Consider the following 17,654-nt stretch of genomic DNA (forward strand, 5'->3'; position numbering starts at 1 on the left):
CTTCGGACGCTAATCAGCACCTATAAAGATTCGTGCGACACGGAGCGCTATCGATGTCCTCACGCCTTACCCGCCAGACCTCTTCCCCTTCCCGCGTATTGTCGCTGCTGACCGCTGCCATCCTCATGGCCGGTACGGCGCCGCTGCTGGCCGCCACCGAGCAACCGGCGCGCAACATGGGCGATTACTCGTTCGCCATCGGCCAGCAACCGCTGGTGTCGGCACTCAATGCCTTCACCACCGTCACTGGCTGGCAAGTCGGCTTGCCGGCAGAACTGGGTCAGGGCGTATCGTCGCCGGGCGTGCGCGGCTCGCTGCCACCGGAAAAAGCCCTTGAGCGCCTGTTGGTGGGGACCAACTTGAGCTTCCGCAAACTGAGCAACAACAACGTCGTGCTGGAAAAACGCAGTAGCAGCGGCGCACTGAATCTGGATCAGGTGACCATCAGCGCCACCCGACAGGAACAGTCGGTGAACAGCGTGCCAAGTACCGTCACCGTGCACACCCGTGAAGAACTGGATCGCAACAACGTCAACACGATCAAGGATCTGGTGCGCTACGAGCCAGGTGTTTCCGTCGGCGGCGCCGGCCAGCGTGGCGGCATCAGCGGCTACAACATCCGTGGCATCGACGGCGACCGCATCCTCACGCAGGTTGACGGCGTCGAAGTACCGGACGGTTTCTTCAACGGCCCGTACGCCAAGACCCAGCGCAATTACGTTGACCCGGAAATCGTCAAACGCGTGGAAATTCTCCGTGGCCCGGCCTCGGTGCTGTACGGCAGCAACGCCATCGGCGGCGCCGTCAGCTATTACACACTCGATCCGGACGACATCATCAAACCCGGCAAAGACGTCGGCGCCCGCCTGAAAACCGGTTACAGCTCGGCCGATGACAGCTGGCTGAAATCCGCCACCGTCGCCGGCCGAGCCGATCAGTTCGACGGTTTGCTCCACTACAGCCAGCGCGACGGCCACGAAACCGACTCCTATGGCAGCAACAACGGCACAGGCCTTGAGCGCACCGCCGCCAACCCGGAAGACGTCAAGGCAACCAACGTGCTGGCCAAGATCGGCTGGAACTACAGCGACGATTCGCGCCTTGGCCTGACCTACGAAAAGTACAAGGATGATCGCGACACCGATCAGAAAAGTGCCTACGGCGGCCCGTACTTCAATGGCGCCCCGACCATTCCGAACAGCGTGCTGCCCGGCGGCATGTACCAGTGGCGCACCGGTAACGACACCATCACCCGTGAGCGTTTTGGCATTGAACACAGCTTCGCCCTCGACAGCCTGCTGGTCGACAACGTGAAGTGGAGCCTCAACCATCAGATCGCCAAAACCGACCAGAGCACCGAAGAGTATTACTACCCGATCACCCGAAAAGTGCTGCGCACCCGCGACACGATTTACGAGGAAAAGCAGTGGGTATTCGATGCGCAACTGGACAAGGCGTTCGCCATCGCTGACACCGATCACGTGCTGACTTACGGCACCACCATCAAGCAGCAGAAAGTCACCGGCTCGCGCAGCGGCGACGGCACGTGCCTGGCGGTCGGTCGTGGCTGCACGGCGATTGGTGCAACCAGTACCGCTGACGTATTGGCCAAGGCCACTGACTTCCCGGACCCGACCATCAACACCTACAGCCTGTTCGCCCAGGATCAGATCAGCTGGAACAACTGGACCTTCCTGCCGGGCCTGCGCTACGACTACACCCAGCTCAAGCCGCACATCACTCAGGAATTCCTCAACACCGTGAACGCTGACGGCACGGACACGGTCAGCGAGAAGAACAAGACCTGGCACAAAGTCTCGCCGAAATTCGGCCTGACCTACGCCTTTAACGACAACTACACCTGGTACGGTCAGTACGCCGAAGGCTTCCGCACCCCGACCGCGAAAGCGCTGTACGGTCGCTTCGAGAACAACACCACCGGTTATACCGTGGCGCCGAACCCGGATCTGGAGCCGGAAAAAAGCAAAAGCTATGAAACCGGTCTGCGCGGCAATTTCGAGTCGGGCTCGTTCGATGTGGCGGTGTTCTACAACAAGTATCGCGACTTCATTAATGAAGACGCGGTGAAGCCGGGCGATGACGAACTGACCTTCCAGAGCAACAACATCAAGCACGCGACCATCAAGGGTGCCGAAGTCAAAGGACGTCTGAACCTGGACTCGTTCGGCGCGCCGCAAGGCCTGTACACCCAAGGCTCGATCGCCTACGCCTACGGTCGCAACGACGACACCGGCGAGCCGCTCAACAGCGTTAATCCGCTGACCGGCGTGTTCGGCCTGGGTTACGACCAGGACAACTACGGTGGCCTGCTGAGCTGGACGTTGGTGAAGAAGAAGGATCGCGTCGACGACACCAACTTCAAGTCGCCGGATGGCGTCAGCAGCCAGTTCAAGTCGCCGGGCTTCGGCCTTCTTGATCTGACCGGGTTCTACAAAGTCACCGACGACATCACCGTCAGCGGCGGCATTTACAACCTGACCGACAAGAAATACTGGCTGTGGGATGACGTGCGCGGTTACGACAGCGTCGGCGAAGCCTCGGTGACGCAACCGGCCAACCTCGATCGCCTGACCCAACCGGGTCGCAACTTCGCGATCAATCTGATCTGGGACATCTGATCCCGTCGAACTCACTGCGCGTGTTGATACGCCGCGCAGTGAGGCTTTTTTTACTGTCCGGCGCTATCCCGTTCGTCTCGTTATCAAGCGCCTCTTTTATCAAGGACATGTCATGACCACTTCGCAAAAAGCCCTGCGTTCGCAACGTCTGAACCAGATCACCCACGAGCCGCACAGCAAGCTCGACGCCCTGGTCAAAGCCCACGCGCCATTCGAGACACGCGCCAACTTCGCCCGGTTTGTGGTGGCGCAATACCTGTTTCAGTCGGAACTGGTCGGTCTGTACAACGATGCCGAGCTGACAGAGATCGTCGCGGACTTGCCGGCTCGCTGCCGCGCTGAAGCCGCGAAGGCCGACCTGGCGGATCTGGACACTGAGGTCCCGGCGCCGGTTGCCGGCGCAGTGAAAAACCCGAGCACGGCCCGGGCACTGGGCTGGATCTTCGTCTCTGAAGGTTCGAAGCTCGGTGCTGCGTTCCTGATCAAACGCGCCGTGGCGCTGGAGCTGAGCGAAACCTTTGGTGCGCGTCATTTGGGTGAACCTGAAGGTGGACGCGCCGAGGGTTGGAAGCGCTTTGTCAAAACTCTCGACTCGCTGGAGTTCAGCGCCGAGGAAGAAGCTGAAGTGGAGCAAGGCGCGATTGACGCGTTCAACCGCTTCACCGTGTTGCTGGAACAGGCTTATGCCACCGAAGCAGAACTGGCCTGAAGCAACATCTATTCCTTGTGGGAGCGAGCCTGCTCGCGAAGACGGCAGCACATTCAACATTAATGTGACTGATCCACCGCTTTCGCGAGCAGGCTCGCTCCCACATGGGAACTGCAACAACCTGTAAGATCTCCATTCCGCTTCAGAAGCCACCGCTGAGCCCATGCCGCAACCCGCCTCCTCCAAACTCGCCCGTCTGCTGTTCGGCCTGCTGGCCTACCTCAGCCTCGGCATTGGCCTGATTGCCATCGTCGTGCCCGGCCTGCCGACCACCGAGTTCATCCTGCTCGCCGCCTGGGCCGCGACCCGCAGTTCGCCGCGTCTGAGTGCCTGGCTGGAAAACCATCGCCTGTTCGGGCCGATCCTGAGCAACTGGCGCAACGGCAAGATCATCGCGCGCAAAGCCAAAATCAGCGCCACAGTGAGCATGCTGCTGTGTGCGACGCTGATGCTGGTGATGCTCGATCACGGCTGGCCGGTCTATCTGGCGATTGCCGGGATGAGCCTGGGTAATCTGTGGATCTGGTCGCGACCGGAAACCTTGCCCACCCCTTCCTGAATCCGCGCAACAACACTGAAACTTCCCTGTAATTAATCGCCTTTTCAGCACATTCCCCTGCGCAAACGTTTAGCACTGACCGTTCGTCGGCAAGCCGCTCATGCGCCCTCGCTCCGCGCCGATGAGCATTGCATGGCGCTGAATGGATTTGGCGAACCGGGTAGTTCATGCCCGACAGCCACCCGTTTATTCATTCGCGAGAACGCCCATGTTCGACTCTCTCTCCATTCGCCTGAAAATCGTTCTGCTCTCCGGTCTGTGCCTGCTCGGTGTGGTTGCGCTGATCGTCGGCATGAACATTTACCAGACCAACCAGAACGACGAACTGGTCAGCAACTCCAGCAGCAAGATGCTCACCGCCAGTGTGCAGAACCTGCTGCAAGCCAAAGCCGCCGAACAAGCGGTGCGGGTGCAGAAGACCTTCGGCGAAAGCCTGACGGTCATCACCGCAGTGGCCGATCAGATCAAGGACATGCGCGTCATGGCGGCCAAGCGTTCGCTGGACGCTGGCGCTCTGCGTGAAGAGTTGAACCTGAGCCTGAAAACCGCGTTCGAGCGCAACGACAAAGTGCTCGGCATCTGGCTCGCCTTCGAACCCAATGGGCTGGACGGCAAGGACAGCGAATTCGCCAACGACGCGGCCCGCCAGTCCAACGAAACCGGACGTTTTTCCACCTACTGGAGCCGCGCCGGCGGTGCCTCGCTGAACACGATCATGGTCGAAGATGACCTGACCAAGACCACCCTAAGCGTCAGCGGCACGCCGTACAACAGTTGGTACACCTGCCCTCGCGACAACAAGCGCACCTGCCTGCTCGACCCGTATGCCGATACCGTCGGTGGCAAGGAAATGCTCATGACGACCATTTCCGTGCCGTTGATCGTCGATGGTAAAGCCATCGGCGTGGCCGGCGTTGATATCGCCCTCGACGCCCTGCAAGCGGCGGCTGTGGACTCACAGCGCAACCTGTTCAACAACGCCGGGCACATGCTGATCGTCTCGGGCAGCGGCGTGTTGGCTGCGGACAGTTCGGATGCTGCCAAGGTCGGTAAAAAGATCGGCGACACCCTCGGCGCCGATGGCAAGGACGTGCTGCAACTGCTCGGCAGCGGCACGCCGAAGATTCTTGAACAGGGCGACCTGATCCGCGCCGTGTACCCGGTCGATCCGATTGGCAATTCGCGGGCCTGGGGCGTGGTCATCGACCTGCCGAAACAGGTGCTGCTGGCCGACTCGGTCAAACTGCAAGCGGTGCTCGACGATGCACAGGAAACCGGCGTGTTTACCGCACTGGCGGTGGCTGTTGTTGCCGGGCTGATTGGCTTGTTGCTGATCTGGCTCACGGCTTCCGGCGTCACGCGTCCGATCAACAGCGTCGCCGATATGCTGAAGAACATCGCCAGCGGTGAAGGCGATCTGACTCAGCGCTTGAACTACAGCAAGCAAGATGAATTGGGCGAACTGGTGAACTGGTTCAACCGTTTCCTCGACAAGCTGCAACCGACCATCGCGCAGATCAAACAGAGCATCACCGAGGCGCGCGGCACCGCCGACCAGTCTTCGGAAATCGCCCGCCAGACCAGCGAAGGCATGCAGGTGCAGTTCCGCGAAATCGACCAGGTTGCCACCGCCTCCAACGAAATGAGCGCCACTGCCCACGACGTTGCCAACAGCGCGTCGAACGCAGCCAATGCCGCCAAAGGTGCCGACCAGTCGGCCAAGGACGGCATGTCGATCATCGAGCGCAGCACCCGCGACATCAATCAACTGGCCGATGAAGTCAGCAAAGCGGTGACCGAAGTCGAAGCGCTGGCAGTCAACAGCGAGCAGATAGGCTCGGTGCTGGAAGTGATCCGCAGCATCGCCGAACAGACCAATTTGCTCGCTCTCAACGCCGCCATTGAAGCAGCCCGTGCCGGTGAAAGCGGTCGCGGGTTTGCCGTGGTCGCCGACGAAGTGCGCAACCTGGCCAAGCGCACGCAGGACTCGGTGGAGGAAATTCGCGTGGTCATCGAGCGGATCCAGACCGGTACTCGCGGCGTGGTCGCGACCATGCATTCGAGCCAGACCCAGGCGCACAACAACGCCGGGCAGATCCGTCAGGCCGTGGATGCGCTGGGCAAGATCAGCGATGCGGTCACGGTGATCAGCGACATGAACCTGCAAATCGCCAGCGCCGCCGAACAGCAGAGCGCGGTGGCTGAAGAGGTCAATCGCAACGTTTCGGCGATTCGTACCGTGACTGAAACCTTGACCGAGCAAGCCACGGAATCGGCAGCGATCAGCAGCCAGCTCAATGCCTTGGCGAGTCAGCAGATGAAGCTCATGGATCAGTTCCGCGTCTGACCGCCACACCACAAAAACCTGTGGGAGCTGGCTTGCCAGCGATGTCGGTGGATCAGTCGATACATGAATTGACTGACACACCGCAATCGCTGGCAAGCCAGCTCCCACAGGGGGCAGCGTCCAGTCAACCGGGGATTTCATCTGACCCGACGAGTTTTTGCACTATCATCGCCCTCTCGCTCCGGAGGGCCTTCGATGACTGATTTACTCACGTCCATTCAAGCCGCACTCGGCTTGTCGCACACGCCTGTTCCGTTCACCGCCAGCGGCGCCCTCCCCTCGGCGTTCGCCGTCACCGATCTGGCCTGCGCGAGTATTGCCGCTGCCGGGCAAGCGATCAGCGAACTGATCCAGCAACAAACCGCTCACCTGCCAAGCGTTGAAGTCGACCGGCGTCTGGCCTCGTTCTGGTTCGCCACCTCGTTGCGCCCGATGGGCTGGGAGGTGCCGCCGTTGTGGGATCCGGTGGCTGGCGACTACGCGACCCGCGACGGCTGGATCCGCCTGCACACCAACGCCCCTCATCACCGCGCCGCCGCTGAAAGCGTGCTCGGCGCCTGTGCCGACCGCGCAGCGATGGCGGCGAAAGTCGCGCAATGGGCGAGCAAGGATCTGGAGCAAGCGGTGGTCGACGCGAAGGGCTGCGCTGCCCAGATGCGCAGTTGGGCGCAGTGGCAAGAGCATCCGCAAGGGCTGGCGGTGAATGCCGAGCCGCTGGTGCACCTCATTGATCAGGCGGACGAACAGCGCAAACCGTGGCAAGGCTCGGTGGCGCAACCGCTGGCCGGGATCAAGGTGCTGGACTTGACGCGGGTACTCGCCGGGCCCACCGCCAGCCGTTTTCTTGCAGGGTTTGGCGCTGACGTATTGCGCATCGATCCGCCGACCTGGAACGAACCGGGCGTGGTGCCGGAAGTCACCCTGGGCAAACGCTGCGCGCGACTGGATCTGCATGATCCGGCGGATCGCGCGGTGTTCGAAAACTTGTTGAAGGACGCCGACATTCTGCTCCACGGCTACCGCGCCGATGCGCTGGAACACCTTGGCTTCGGTGTCGAACGTCGCCGGCAACTGGCGCCGGGGCTGATCGACGTCTGCCTCAATGCCTATGGCTGGAGCGGGCCGTGGCAGAACCGTCGCGGCTTCGACAGTCTGGTGCAGATGAGCAGCGGCATCGCCGAGGCCGGACAGCGCTGGAAGCAGGCTGACAAGCCGACGCCGTTGCCGGTGCAGGCGCTCGATCTTGCCACCGGGTATCTGATGGCGGCGAGTGCGATCAAGTTGCTGACCGAGCGTTTGCGCAGTGGTCGAGGCAGATCGGCACGATTGTCGCTGGCGCGTACCGCGAAACTGTTGATCGAGCACGGGCCGGGGACGAGTGAGGCGTTACGAGCGGAGAATGAGCAGGATCAGAGCTTGGAGATTGAGCAGACACCGTGGGGGCCTGCGCACCGGTTGCAGGTGCCGGTGAAGATCAGCGGGACGCCGGTACGGTGGGCGTTGCCGGCCACTGAATTGGGTTCACATCGACCACGGTGGTGACCTTCTGACCGCTTTCGCGAGCAAGCTCTCTCCCACAGGAGGGACGCATTTCAAATGTGGCAGCGAGCCTGCTCGCGAAGAGGGCAGTTCGGCCGGCACAAAAACCTGATCAATCAGCCCGGCTCAAAGATGCCCACAACACCTGCGCCACCAGATTCGCCGTCGATGCCGACCAATGCCGCGCCGCTTGAAACCTCACAACGACAACACCCCGCTGTACAACCCATAAGCCGCCAGCCCTGCCCCAATGATCACGCAGGTAAAAATCCCCTTCTCGACCGTGGTGAACAACGGCTGACCCTGCTCATGCTTGGCCTTGGCAAACAGGATCACCCCCGGTGCATACAGCAACGCCGACAACAGCAAATACTTCACCCCGCCGGCGTACAACAACCAAACCGCATAACACAGGGCGATGCCACCGATCAGCAGATCCTTGGTGCGTTCGGCCGAGGCGTGTTCGTAGGTTTCGCCGCGCCCACTCAACAGCACGGCGTAGGCAGCCGACCACAGATACGGCACCAGAATCATCGAAGAGGCGAGGTAGATCAGGCTGGTGTAAGTGCCTGCCGAGAACAGCGTGATCAGCAGAAAAATCTGGATCATCACGTTGGTCAGCCACAACGCATTGACCGGCACATGATTGGCGTTTTCCTTTTTCAGGAACGCCGGCATGGTGTTGTCCCGGGCCGTGGCGAAAAGGATTTCGGCGCACAACAACGCCCACGACAACAACGCCCCGAGCAGTGAAACCGCCAGCCCGAGGCTGATCAGCAGCGCGCCCCACGGCCCGACGATATGTTCCAGCACCGCCGCCAGCGAGGGGTTCTGCAGGTTGGCCAGTTCCGGCTGGCTCATGATCCCCAGCGACAGCACGTTGACCAGCACCAGCAACGCCAGCACGCCGATAAATCCGATCACCGTGGCACGGCCGACGTCACTGCGCTTCTGCGCCCGCGCCGAGTACACGCTGGCGCCTTCGATGCCGATGAACACAAACACTGTCACCAGCATCATGTTGCGCACCTGATCCATCACCCCGCCGAAACTCGGGTTGCTGCGGCCCCAGATATCGCGGGTAAAAACGTCAGCCTTGAACGCCACGGCAGCGATGACGATGAACATGATCAGCGGCACGATCTTGGCCACGGTGGTCACCTGGTTGATAAACGTCGCCTCCTTAATCCCGCGCATCACCAGAAAATGCACGGCCCACAGCAACAACGAGGCGCAGCCAATGGCAACCGGTGTGTTGCCCTGGCCGAACACCGGAAAGAAGTAGCCGAGGGTGCTGAAGAGCAGGACGAAATAGCCGACGTTGCCCAGCCAGGCGCTGATCCAGTAACCCCACGCCGACGAGAACCCCATGTAGTCGCCAAACCCGGCCTTGGCGTAGGCGTACACCCCCGAGTCCAGTTCGGGCTTGCGATTGGCCAGGGTCTGGAACACGAAAGCAAGGGTCAACATGCCGATCGCGGTGATGCCCCAACCGATCAAAATCGCCCCGGCATCGGCCCGTGCCGCCATGTTTTGCGGCAGGGAGAAAATCCCCCCGCCAATCATCGACCCCACTACCAGGGCGATCAACGCACCCAGTTGCAGCTTTTGCGCAGGTTGCGACATTCCAGTCTCCCTTTCCAACTCTGGCACGCCTCACAAGATGTTGCTTTTAACTAAACGGATAAAGCGTAAGTACGTTTATTGAATAACGCCAATTAACGCCTGTTATATATAGCCAATGACGCTAATGCTTAACACGGATAGTCGCTTTATTTGCTGATTCTGATTATTCGATTCTGTACTGAAAACAGATGAGGAAATTTGCCAAAACCTGAAAAAGAACTAGGGTGATAGTTCGAAAGTTATAGGAGCAATTCCAAAATCCATCGCCGAAAGCCTCTGGAATGGGCCTTTCAGGCAGTCGCTTTATGCCATCAGGCGCTTCATAAGTCATTCATTAACAATGGAATGTGCCTATGCACTGATCTAAGTCAGTAGTTTGATCAGTCAACAGAACTACGCTGTGAACTCTTCTCTCCTGCAATGGAGTCATGCAATGTCTGAAGCTCCCGGAAAACTACGATTAGGTGCACTGGTTGCCTTGGTCGTCGGATCAATGATCGGTGGCGGGATATTCTCTTTGCCACAAAACATGGCCGCCAGCGCCGACGTCGGCGCGGTACTGATCGGTTGGGCCATCACCGCCGTCGGCATGCTCACCCTCGCTTTTGTCTTTCAAACCCTCGCCAATCGCAAGCCTGACCTGGACGGCGGCGTGTACGCCTACGCCAAGGCCGGGTTCGGCGATTACATGGGTTTTTCCTCGGCCTGGGGTTACTGGATCAGTGCCTGGCTGGGCAACGTCGGTTACTTCGTTCTGTTATTCAGCACCCTCGGTTATTTCTTTCCGGCTTTCGGCGAAGGCAACACCGTCGCTGCGGTGATTGGCGCCTCCGTGCTGCTGTGGGCCGTGCATTTCCTGGTGCTGCGCGGGATCAAGGAAGCGGCATTCATCAACCTGGTGACCACGGTCGCCAAGGTGGTGCCACTGCTGCTGTTCGTGATGATCGCGTTCTTCGCGTTCAAACTGGATATCTTCACCGCTGACATCTGGGGTGTGAAAAACCCTGATCTGGGCAGTGTGATGAATCAGGTGCGCAACATGATGCTGGTCACCGTGTGGGTGTTCATCGGCATCGAAGGCGCGAGCATCTTCTCGGCCCGGGCGGAAAAACGCTCCGACGTGGGCAAGGCCACCGTGATCGGCTTCATCACCGTGCTGCTGTTTCTGGTGCTGGTGAACGTGCTGTCGCTGGGCATCATGACTCAGCCAGAGCTGGCCAAACTGCAGAACCCGTCGATGGCCGCCGTGCTTGAGCATGTGGTCGGTCACTGGGGCGCGGTGCTGATCAGCGTCGGTCTGATCATCTCGCTGCTGGGGGCGCTGTTGTCGTGGGTGTTGCTGTGTGCGGAGATCATGTTTGCCGCCGCCAAAGACCACACCATGCCGGAGTTCCTGCGCAAGGAGAACGCCAACCACGTGCCGGTCAACGCCCTCTGGCTGACCAACGCGATGGTGCAGATTTTCCTGATCATCACCCTGTTCTCGGCCAGCACTTACCTGTCGCTGATCTACCTCGCCACCTCGATGATTCTGGTGCCGTACCTGTGGTCGGCGGCCTATGCCGTACTGCTGGCGGTGCGCGGCGAAACCTACGAAGGCTTCGCGGCCGAGCGGCGCAAGGATCTGATCATCGGCGGGATCGCCCTGATCTACGCGATCTGGCTGCTGTACGCCGGCGGCATCAAATACCTGCTGCTCTCGGCCCTGCTCTATGCCCCCGGCGCGTTCCTGTTCGCCAAGGCCAAGCTCGAACTCAAGCAAGCGGTTTTCACCAACGTCGAGAAGCTGATTTTCGCCGCAGTGGTTGTGGGCGCGCTGGTCGCGGCCTACGGACTGTATGACGGCTTCCTGACTCTGTAACACCTGATTGATTAGTTATCTGGAGGATCACTGCAATGACCACGGAAAAAGTTAAGTACGGCGTACATTCCGAAGCCGGCAAACTGCGCAAAGTCATGGTCTGCTCCCCTGGTCTGGCCCATCAGCGCCTGACCCCGAACAACTGCGATGAACTGCTGTTCGACGATGTGCTGTGGGTCGCCCAGGCCAAGCGCGACCACTTCGACTTCGTCACCAAGATGCGTGAACGCGGGATCGATGTGCTGGAAATGCACAACCTGCTGACCGACATCGTCGCCATCCCCGAAGCACTGGACTGGATTCTCGATCGCAAGGTCACCGCCGATTCGGTGGGCCTGGGCCTGATCAGCGAGGTGAAATCCTGGCTGAAAAGCCTTGAACCACGGCACATCGCCGAGTTTCTGATTGGCGGCGTCTCCGCCGATGACCTGCCGGACAGCTTCGGCGGCAAGACCATCCAGATGTTCCGCGACTTCCTCGGCCACTCCAGCTTCATCCTGCCACCGCTGCCGAACACTCAGTTCACCCGCGACACCACGTGCTGGATCTACGGCGGCGTGACGCTGAACCCGATGTACTGGCCGGCGCGTCGTCAGGAAACCCTGCTGGCCACGGCCATCTACAAATTCCACCCGCAGTTCACCAACGCCGATTTCGAGATCTGGTACGGCGACCCGGACAAGGATCACGGCAACTCCACACTTGAAGGCGGCGACGTGATGCCGATCGGCAACGGTGTGGTGTTGATCGGCATGGGCGAGCGCTCATCCCGTCAGGCCATCGGCCAACTGGCGCTGAACCTGTTCAAGAACAAAGCCGTGGAAAAAGTCATCGTTGCCGGTCTGCCAAAGTCTCGCGCGGCGATGCACCTGGACACCGTGTTCAGCTTCTGCGACCGCGACCTGGTGACGATTTTCCCGGAAGTGGTCAACCAGATCGTCGCCTTCACCCTGCGACCTGACGAAAGCAAACAGGGCGGCATCGACATCCGCCGCGAAGAATCGAGCTTCCTCGACACCGTGGCTGCCGCCCTCAACCTGCCGAAGCTGCGCGTGGTGGAAACCGGCGGCAACAGCTTCGCCGCCGAACGCGAGCAATGGGACGACGGTAACAACGTCGTCGCCGTGGAGCCGGGCGTGGTCATCGGTTACGACCGCAACACCTACACCAACACCCTGCTGCGCAAGGCTGGCGTAGAGGTCATCACCATCAGCGCCGGGGAACTGGGCCGTGGCCGTGGCGGCGGCCACTGCATGACCTGCCCGATCATCCGCGATCCGATCGACTATTGATTTTTTGACTAATGACGACCCGACGCTGTGAAAGCGTAGCGCCGAAGGCGCACAGCCTGCAGTAGCTTTCACAGTGTCGGGCAAGGAGATCCATCATGGCTTTTAATATGCGCAACCGCAGCTTGCTGAGTTTGATGCACCACACCACTCGCGAGATCAACTACCTGATCGACCTGTCCCGCGACCTCAAACGCGCCAAATACACCGGCACCGAGCGTCCACACCTGCAAGGCAAGAACATCGCGCTGATCTTCGAAAAAACCTCGACCCGCACCCGTTGCGCCTTCGAAGTCGCGGCGCACGACCAAGGCGCTCACGTCACCTACATTGACCCCGTGTCGTCGCAGATCGGCCACAAAGAAAGCATGAAAGACACCGCCCGCGTACTCGGCCGGATGTTTGATGCCATCGAGTACCGTGGCTTCGAACAGGAAATCGTCGAAGAGCTGGCCAAGTTCGCCGGAGTGCCGGTGTTCAACGGTCTGACCGCCGAATTCCATCCGACGCAAATGATCGCCGACGTGCTGACCATGCGCGAACACAGCGACAAACCGATGCACGAGATCAGCTACGCCTACCTCGGCGACGCCCGCTACAACATGGGCAACTCGCTGCTGATGATCGGCGCCAAACTCGGCATGGACGTGCGCATCGCTGCACCGAAAGCACTGTGGCCGCACGCTGACTTCATCGCGCAATGCAAAGAATTCGCCGAAGAAAGCGGCGCGCGCATCACCATTACCGAAGATCCGAAAGAAGCGGTCAAAGGCGTCGACTTCATTCACACCGACATCTGGGTATCGATGGGCGAGCCGGTCGAAGCGTGGGACGAGCGTATCGAGCAACTGCTGCCGTACCAGGTCAACAGCAAAATGATGAAAGCCTCCGGCAACCCACGCGTGAAATTCATGCACTGCCTGCCGGCGTTCCATAACAGCGAAACCAAGGTCGGCAAAGACATTGCCGCACGCTATCCAAACTTGGCCAATGGCGTCGAAGTGACAGAAGACGTGTTCGAATCCCCGGCCAACATTGCCTTCGAGCAAGCGGAAAACCGCATGCACACCATCAAGGCAATTCTGGTGTCGGCGCTGGCTGATCTTTAACCACTGCTGACCCGTGATCGTTCCCACGCTCCCGCGTGGGAATGCATCCCGTGACGCTCTGCGTCACAGCGGACGCGGAGCGTCAGTGGCGGCATTCCCACGCAGCGCGTGGGAACGATCAACAAATCACTGTTTTCCAGAAGGACATGCACCATGCGTATCGTCGTAGCGTTGGGCGGTAACGCCCTGCTCCGCCGTGGTGAACCGATGACCGCTGACAATCAGCGCGCCAACATCCGCATCGCCACCGAGCAAATCGCCAAGATCCATCCCGGCAATCAACTGGTCATCGCCCACGGCAATGGCCCGCAAGTCGGCCTGCTGTCGCTGCAAGCGGCAGCCTACACCTCCGTCACCCCTTACCCGCTGGACGTGCTCGGTGCCGAAACCGAAGGCATGATCGGCTACATCATCGAACAGGAGCTGGGCAACCTGCTGGACTTCGAAGTGCCGTTCGCCACCCTGCTGACCCAGGTCGAAGTCGACGCCAACGACCCGGCCTTCAAGAACCCGACCAAACCCATCGGCCCGGTCTACGACAAGGCTGAAGCGGAAAAACTCGCCGCTGAAAAAGGCTGGGCCATCGCTCCTGACGGCGACAAGTACCGCCGTGTAGTAGCCAGCCCGAGGCCGAAGCGCATCTTCGAGATCCGCCCGATCAAGTGGCTGCTGGACAAGGGCAGCATCGTCATCTGCGCCGGTGGCGGCGGCATTCCGACCATGTACGACGAGAACCGCCACCTCAAGGGCATCGAGGCGGTGATCGACAAGGATCTGTGCTCCTCGCTGCTGGCTGAACAACTGGAAGCGGAGTTGCTGGTGATTGCCACCGACGTCAACGCTGCCTTCATCGACTTCGGCAAACCCACACAGAAAGCCATCGCAGAGGCGCACCCGGACGAACTCGAACGCCTCGGTTTCGCCGCCGGCTCCATGGGACCGAAGGTGCAGGCAGCTTGTGAATTCGCGCGCCATACTGGCAAGGTCGCGGTGATCGGCTCGCTGGCGGACATCGAAGCGATTGTCCAGGGTACTGCCGGCACACGGGTCAGTACTGCCAAGCCTGGTATCACCTATCGATAATTAGAAACTCCGAGGGCAGATGCAGGGTCTGCCCTTCTCCCATGCCTTGAAAGGAGAAACCCATGGCCCAGTTTGAACCTGGTCATTTGCACATTGAGCGACATGCGTTGACCCCGGATGATGTCAGCTACAACGTGTGCCTCGACTATGAAGTGTTCACCGATCCGCAAAAAGGCAAAGGCATCCAGTTCACGATGCATGGCACACTTCAGGAAAAGGACATGAAAGAGACCTTCTTCCTGCCCAAGGAGGAGGCCTACAACTTTGCCAACAACGTGACGAAAATCGCCGAGCAGTACGGCATTCCCAAGACTCACAGTCAGATCGGTTCGGTGCACAAGCATTACGACATGATGTTTGAAGACATCCGTAAGCAGCTGGACATGAAATCCGGCGACCCGGTCAATCTTGAGCACTTCGAATAACCCTCAAAAGCCCCTCACCCTAGCCCTCTCCCAAAGGGAGAGGGGATTGATTGGGGGATGCTGCAGAGTTACGCCGACCTGATCCTGCTTTACCGAATCCATAATCGACTGTCTCTTCCAGGTCGATGTCAAACCCGAGACACCTCGGTCAGCTCCCTCTCCCCTTGGGAGAGGGCTGGGGTGAGGGTGCTTTTGATTTAAGGCATACTTGCCACCCTCCGCACTGCAGAACACTGAACCGCCCCATGCGTATCCACGTCAGCTTCATCGACCGCGTCGGCATCACCCAGGAAGTCCTGGCTATCCTCGGTGGGCGCAACCTCAATCTGGATGCGGTGGAAATGATCCCGCCGAACGTCTACATCGACGCGCCAACGCTCAGCCCGCAAGTGCTCGAAGAACTCAAGGATGCGCTGTTTCGTGTGCTCGGCGTGGAAGCGGTGACGGTGGTCGACATTCTCCCCGGCCAGCGTCGGCACTTGCAGCTCGACGCCTTGCTCGCGGCGATGACTGACCCGGTGCTCGCTCTCGACAGCGCCGGCAAGGTGCTATTGGCCAACCCGGCATTGATCGCGCTATACGGTCGCGAACCGGCGGGCGAAAGTGTCGCGGAACTGTTCAATGACCCCGGCCTGCTCGACACCTTGCTCGAGCAAGGCTTCCGCCTGCCGCTGCGCGAGATCACCGTCAACGGCCAGACCCTGCTGCTCGATGCCACGCCGATTACCGACGCCGGCGCCCTGCTCACCCTGTATCAACCAAACCGCATCGGCGAACAACTCTCGGCGCTGCATCATGACCACGCCGAAGGTTTCGATGCGTTGCTCGGCGAATCCCCGGCGATCCGCACCCTCAAGGCCCGCGCGCAACGCGTTGCCGCACTCGATGCACCGCTGCTGATTCAAGGCGAAACCGGCACCGGTAAAGAACTGGTCGCCCGCGCCTGCCACGCCATCAGTACGCGGCACAGTGCGCCGTTTCTGGCCCTGAACTGCGCGGCCCTGCCGGAGAACCTCGCCGAGAGCGAACTGTTCGGCTACGCCCCCGGCGCCTTCACAGGTGCCGCGCGCGGTGGCAAACCGGGGCTGATGGAACTGGCCAACCAGGGCACGGTGTTCCTCGACGAGATCGGCGAGATGTCGCCGTACTTGCAGGCCAAGTTGCTGCGTTTTTTGAATGACGGCAGTTTCCGTCGGGTCGGCGGTGATCGCGAGGTGAAGGTCAACGTGCGCATTCTCAGCGCGACCCACCGCGACCTGGAAAAAATGGTCAGCGAAGGCCTGTTCCGCGAAGACCTGTTCTACCGCCTCAACGTGCTTAACGTCGAAGTGCCGCCGCTGCGTGAACGGGGTCAGGACATTCTGTTGTTGGCGCGTTATTTCATGCAGCAGGCCTGCGCGCAGATCCAGCGCCCGGTCTGCCGCCTCGCCCCCGGCACCTATCCGGCGCTGCTCGGCAACCGCTGGCCGGGCAACGTACGGCAATTGCAGAACGTGATCTTCCGCGCCGCTGCGATCTGCGAAAGCAGCCTCGTCGACATCGGCGACCTCGACATCGCCGGCACCTCGGTGGCCCGGCAGACCGACAGCGATGTCGACAGCCTCGAACAAGCCGTCGAGTCCTTCGAAAGATCGCTGCTGGAAAAACTCTACGTCAGCTACCCCTCGACCCGCCAACTGGCCAGCCGCCTGCAGACCTCGCACACCGCCATCGCCCATCGACTGCGCAAATACGGCATTCCCAACAAACCCTGAACACGGTTATGTAACGGATTCGAAATCCGTTCAAAAGCGACCTCCATCTGTACTGAAAGCGCTACAGCGGAACGATATCGATACACCCTCCTCCAGCCACCGCTGTGCAAGGCTTTGATCCGCTTCAGCTTTTTTCCTCGCCCTATGCTGTAGCGATTTCGCTACGCACGCATCAATCACCCTTTCCAAATAAACACTCAAGCCATTGATTTAAAACAATAAATAAACCTTGGCCGCGTTCTTGCTAATCAACCGCTCATAAATAAGGGCTTTATTGCCCAAGCCTTCCACCGCGTCCACCGGACGAGTCCGGCCCCTGAGGAGTTTCCATGAGCGAGTTGCGTTTTACTGAAGATCACGAATGGCTGCGCACTGAAGCTGACGGCAGCGTTACTGTCGGCATCACCGCTTTTGCGCAGAACGCCCTGGGCGACGTGGTATTCGTGCAACTGCCTGAGCTGCAGTCCTACGACAAAGGCGCCGAAGCCGCCACCGTGGAATCGGTAAAAGCCGCCAGCGGCGTGTACATGCCCCTCGACGGCGAAGTGCTGGAAGTGAACCCGGCGCTTGAAGACAGCCCTGAACTGGTCAACGAAGATCCACTGGGCGAAGGCTGGTTCTTCCGCTTCCAGCCATCCGACGCCGCCGCTGTCGGCAAACTGCTGGATCAAGACGCTTACGACCGTCTGATCAAAGCCCAAGCCGAAGCCTGAG

The 17,654-nt window shown here is 60.1% G+C and carries 12 protein-coding genes and 2 pseudogenes; 13 read left to right on the plus strand and 1 reads right to left on the minus strand.

The annotated features are described in order from the left end of the window. Positions 1-53 precede the first annotated feature (53 nt). The 6 genes and pseudogenes from IAI51_RS18225 to IAI51_RS18245 all read left to right on the plus strand — a co-directional run bounded on the left by IAI51_RS18225 (position 54) and on the right by IAI51_RS18245 (position 7,796). Entirely contained in the window at positions 54-2,639 is a 2,586-nt protein-coding gene (locus IAI51_RS18225; protein WP_187679747.1) for a TonB-dependent receptor, read from the plus strand. Between the two features lie 112 nt (positions 2,640-2,751). Beyond that, positions 2,752-3,348, plus strand: a complete 597-nt coding sequence (locus IAI51_RS18230; protein ID WP_187679748.1) for a biliverdin-producing heme oxygenase — start codon at positions 2,752-2,754, stop codon at positions 3,346-3,348. Between the two features lie 163 nt (positions 3,349-3,511). Continuing rightward, complete coding sequence (locus IAI51_RS18235; protein ID WP_187679749.1) at positions 3,512-3,907, plus strand: YbaN family protein; 396 nt, start codon at positions 3,512-3,514, stop codon at positions 3,905-3,907. Between the two features lie 481 nt (positions 3,908-4,388). Next, a pseudogene (locus tag IAI51_RS28320) lies at positions 4,389-5,348 on the plus strand (cache domain-containing protein); the annotation flags it as partial. A gap of 378 nt (positions 5,349-5,726) precedes the next feature. Beyond that, positions 5,727-6,254: pseudogene (locus IAI51_RS28325) on the plus strand (methyl-accepting chemotaxis protein); the annotation flags it as partial. Positions 6,255-6,449: 195 nt separating this feature from the next. Next, complete coding sequence (locus IAI51_RS18245; RefSeq protein ID WP_187679751.1) at positions 6,450-7,796, plus strand: CoA transferase; 1,347 nt, start codon at positions 6,450-6,452, stop codon at positions 7,794-7,796. Positions 7,797-7,991: 195 nt separating this feature from the next. On the opposite strand, the gene arcD (IAI51_RS18250) is transcribed toward IAI51_RS18245, so the two are convergent. Next, positions 7,992-9,419 carry an arginine-ornithine antiporter gene (gene arcD, locus IAI51_RS18250; protein WP_187679752.1) on the minus strand — a complete coding sequence of 476 codons (1,428 nt, stop codon included), beginning with the start codon at positions 9,417-9,419 and terminating at the stop codon, positions 7,992-7,994. Positions 9,420-9,852: 433 nt separating this feature from the next. On the opposite strand from arcD (IAI51_RS18250), the gene arcD (IAI51_RS18255) reads away from it, so the two are divergent. From arcD (IAI51_RS18255) to gcvH, 7 genes are all read left to right on the plus strand, one after another. Beyond that, positions 9,853-11,280 (plus strand): arginine-ornithine antiporter, encoded by a 1,428-nt coding sequence (gene arcD, locus IAI51_RS18255; protein ID WP_187679753.1) that lies wholly within the window; start codon positions 9,853-9,855, stop codon positions 11,278-11,280. A 35-nt stretch (positions 11,281-11,315) separates the two neighbouring features. Continuing rightward, on the plus strand, positions 11,316-12,572 hold the full coding sequence (arcA, locus tag IAI51_RS18260; RefSeq protein ID WP_187679754.1) for an arginine deiminase: 1,257 nt from the start codon (positions 11,316-11,318) through the stop codon (positions 12,570-12,572). Positions 12,573-12,667: 95 nt separating this feature from the next. Then, entirely contained in the window at positions 12,668-13,678 is a 1,011-nt protein-coding gene (locus tag IAI51_RS18265; RefSeq protein WP_187679755.1) for an ornithine carbamoyltransferase, read from the plus strand. A 153-nt stretch (positions 13,679-13,831) separates the two neighbouring features. After that, a complete protein-coding gene (arcC, locus tag IAI51_RS18270; protein ID WP_187679756.1) occupies positions 13,832-14,761 on the plus strand; it encodes a carbamate kinase in 930 nt (309 codons plus the stop codon). A gap of 62 nt (positions 14,762-14,823) precedes the next feature. Continuing rightward, the gene (locus tag IAI51_RS18275) at positions 14,824-15,186 is read left to right on the plus strand and encodes a DUF5064 family protein (RefSeq protein ID WP_187679757.1); all 363 of its coding nucleotides are present in this window, start codon (positions 14,824-14,826) and stop codon (positions 15,184-15,186) included. Positions 15,187-15,431: 245 nt separating this feature from the next. Then, positions 15,432-16,940: a sigma-54-dependent transcriptional regulator gene (locus IAI51_RS18280; protein WP_187679758.1), complete on the plus strand. Its 1,509-nt coding sequence runs from the start codon at positions 15,432-15,434 to the stop codon at positions 16,938-16,940. 329 nt (positions 16,941-17,269) lie between these two features. Further along, positions 17,270-17,653: a glycine cleavage system protein GcvH gene (gene gcvH / locus IAI51_RS18285; protein ID WP_187679759.1), complete on the plus strand. Its 384-nt coding sequence runs from the start codon at positions 17,270-17,272 to the stop codon at positions 17,651-17,653. Position 17,654: the final 1 nt, after the last annotated feature.

Source organism: Pseudomonas sp. N40(2020), assembly GCF_014472415.1.
Classification (GTDB): domain Bacteria; phylum Pseudomonadota; class Gammaproteobacteria; order Pseudomonadales; family Pseudomonadaceae; genus Aquipseudomonas.

What these genes read in the sequence shown, in the direction of transcription:
- IAI51_RS18280 (WP_187679758.1), top strand. Translation starts at nt 15,432, where the DNA reads ATGCGTATCCACGTCAGCTTCATCGACCGCGTCGGCATCACCCAGGAA.
- arcC (WP_187679756.1), top strand. Translation starts at nt 13,832, where the DNA reads ATGCGTATCGTCGTAGCGTTGGGCGGTAACGCCCTGCTCCGCCGTGGT.
- IAI51_RS18225 (WP_187679747.1), top strand. Translation starts at nt 54, where the DNA reads ATGTCCTCACGCCTTACCCGCCAGACCTCTTCCCCTTCCCGCGTATTG.
- arcD (WP_187679752.1), bottom strand. Translation starts at nt 9,419, where the DNA reads ATGTCGCAACCTGCGCAAAAGCTGCAACTGGGTGCGTTGATCGCCCTG.
- IAI51_RS18245 (WP_187679751.1), top strand. Translation starts at nt 6,450, where the DNA reads ATGACTGATTTACTCACGTCCATTCAAGCCGCACTCGGCTTGTCGCAC.
- IAI51_RS18235 (WP_187679749.1), top strand. Translation starts at nt 3,512, where the DNA reads ATGCCGCAACCCGCCTCCTCCAAACTCGCCCGTCTGCTGTTCGGCCTG.
- arcA (WP_187679754.1), top strand. Translation starts at nt 11,316, where the DNA reads ATGACCACGGAAAAAGTTAAGTACGGCGTACATTCCGAAGCCGGCAAA.
- IAI51_RS18230 (WP_187679748.1), top strand. Translation starts at nt 2,752, where the DNA reads ATGACCACTTCGCAAAAAGCCCTGCGTTCGCAACGTCTGAACCAGATC.
- gcvH (WP_187679759.1), top strand. Translation starts at nt 17,270, where the DNA reads ATGAGCGAGTTGCGTTTTACTGAAGATCACGAATGGCTGCGCACTGAA.
- arcD (WP_187679753.1), top strand. Translation starts at nt 9,853, where the DNA reads ATGTCTGAAGCTCCCGGAAAACTACGATTAGGTGCACTGGTTGCCTTG.
- IAI51_RS18265 (WP_187679755.1), top strand. Translation starts at nt 12,668, where the DNA reads ATGGCTTTTAATATGCGCAACCGCAGCTTGCTGAGTTTGATGCACCAC.
- IAI51_RS18275 (WP_187679757.1), top strand. Translation starts at nt 14,824, where the DNA reads ATGGCCCAGTTTGAACCTGGTCATTTGCACATTGAGCGACATGCGTTG.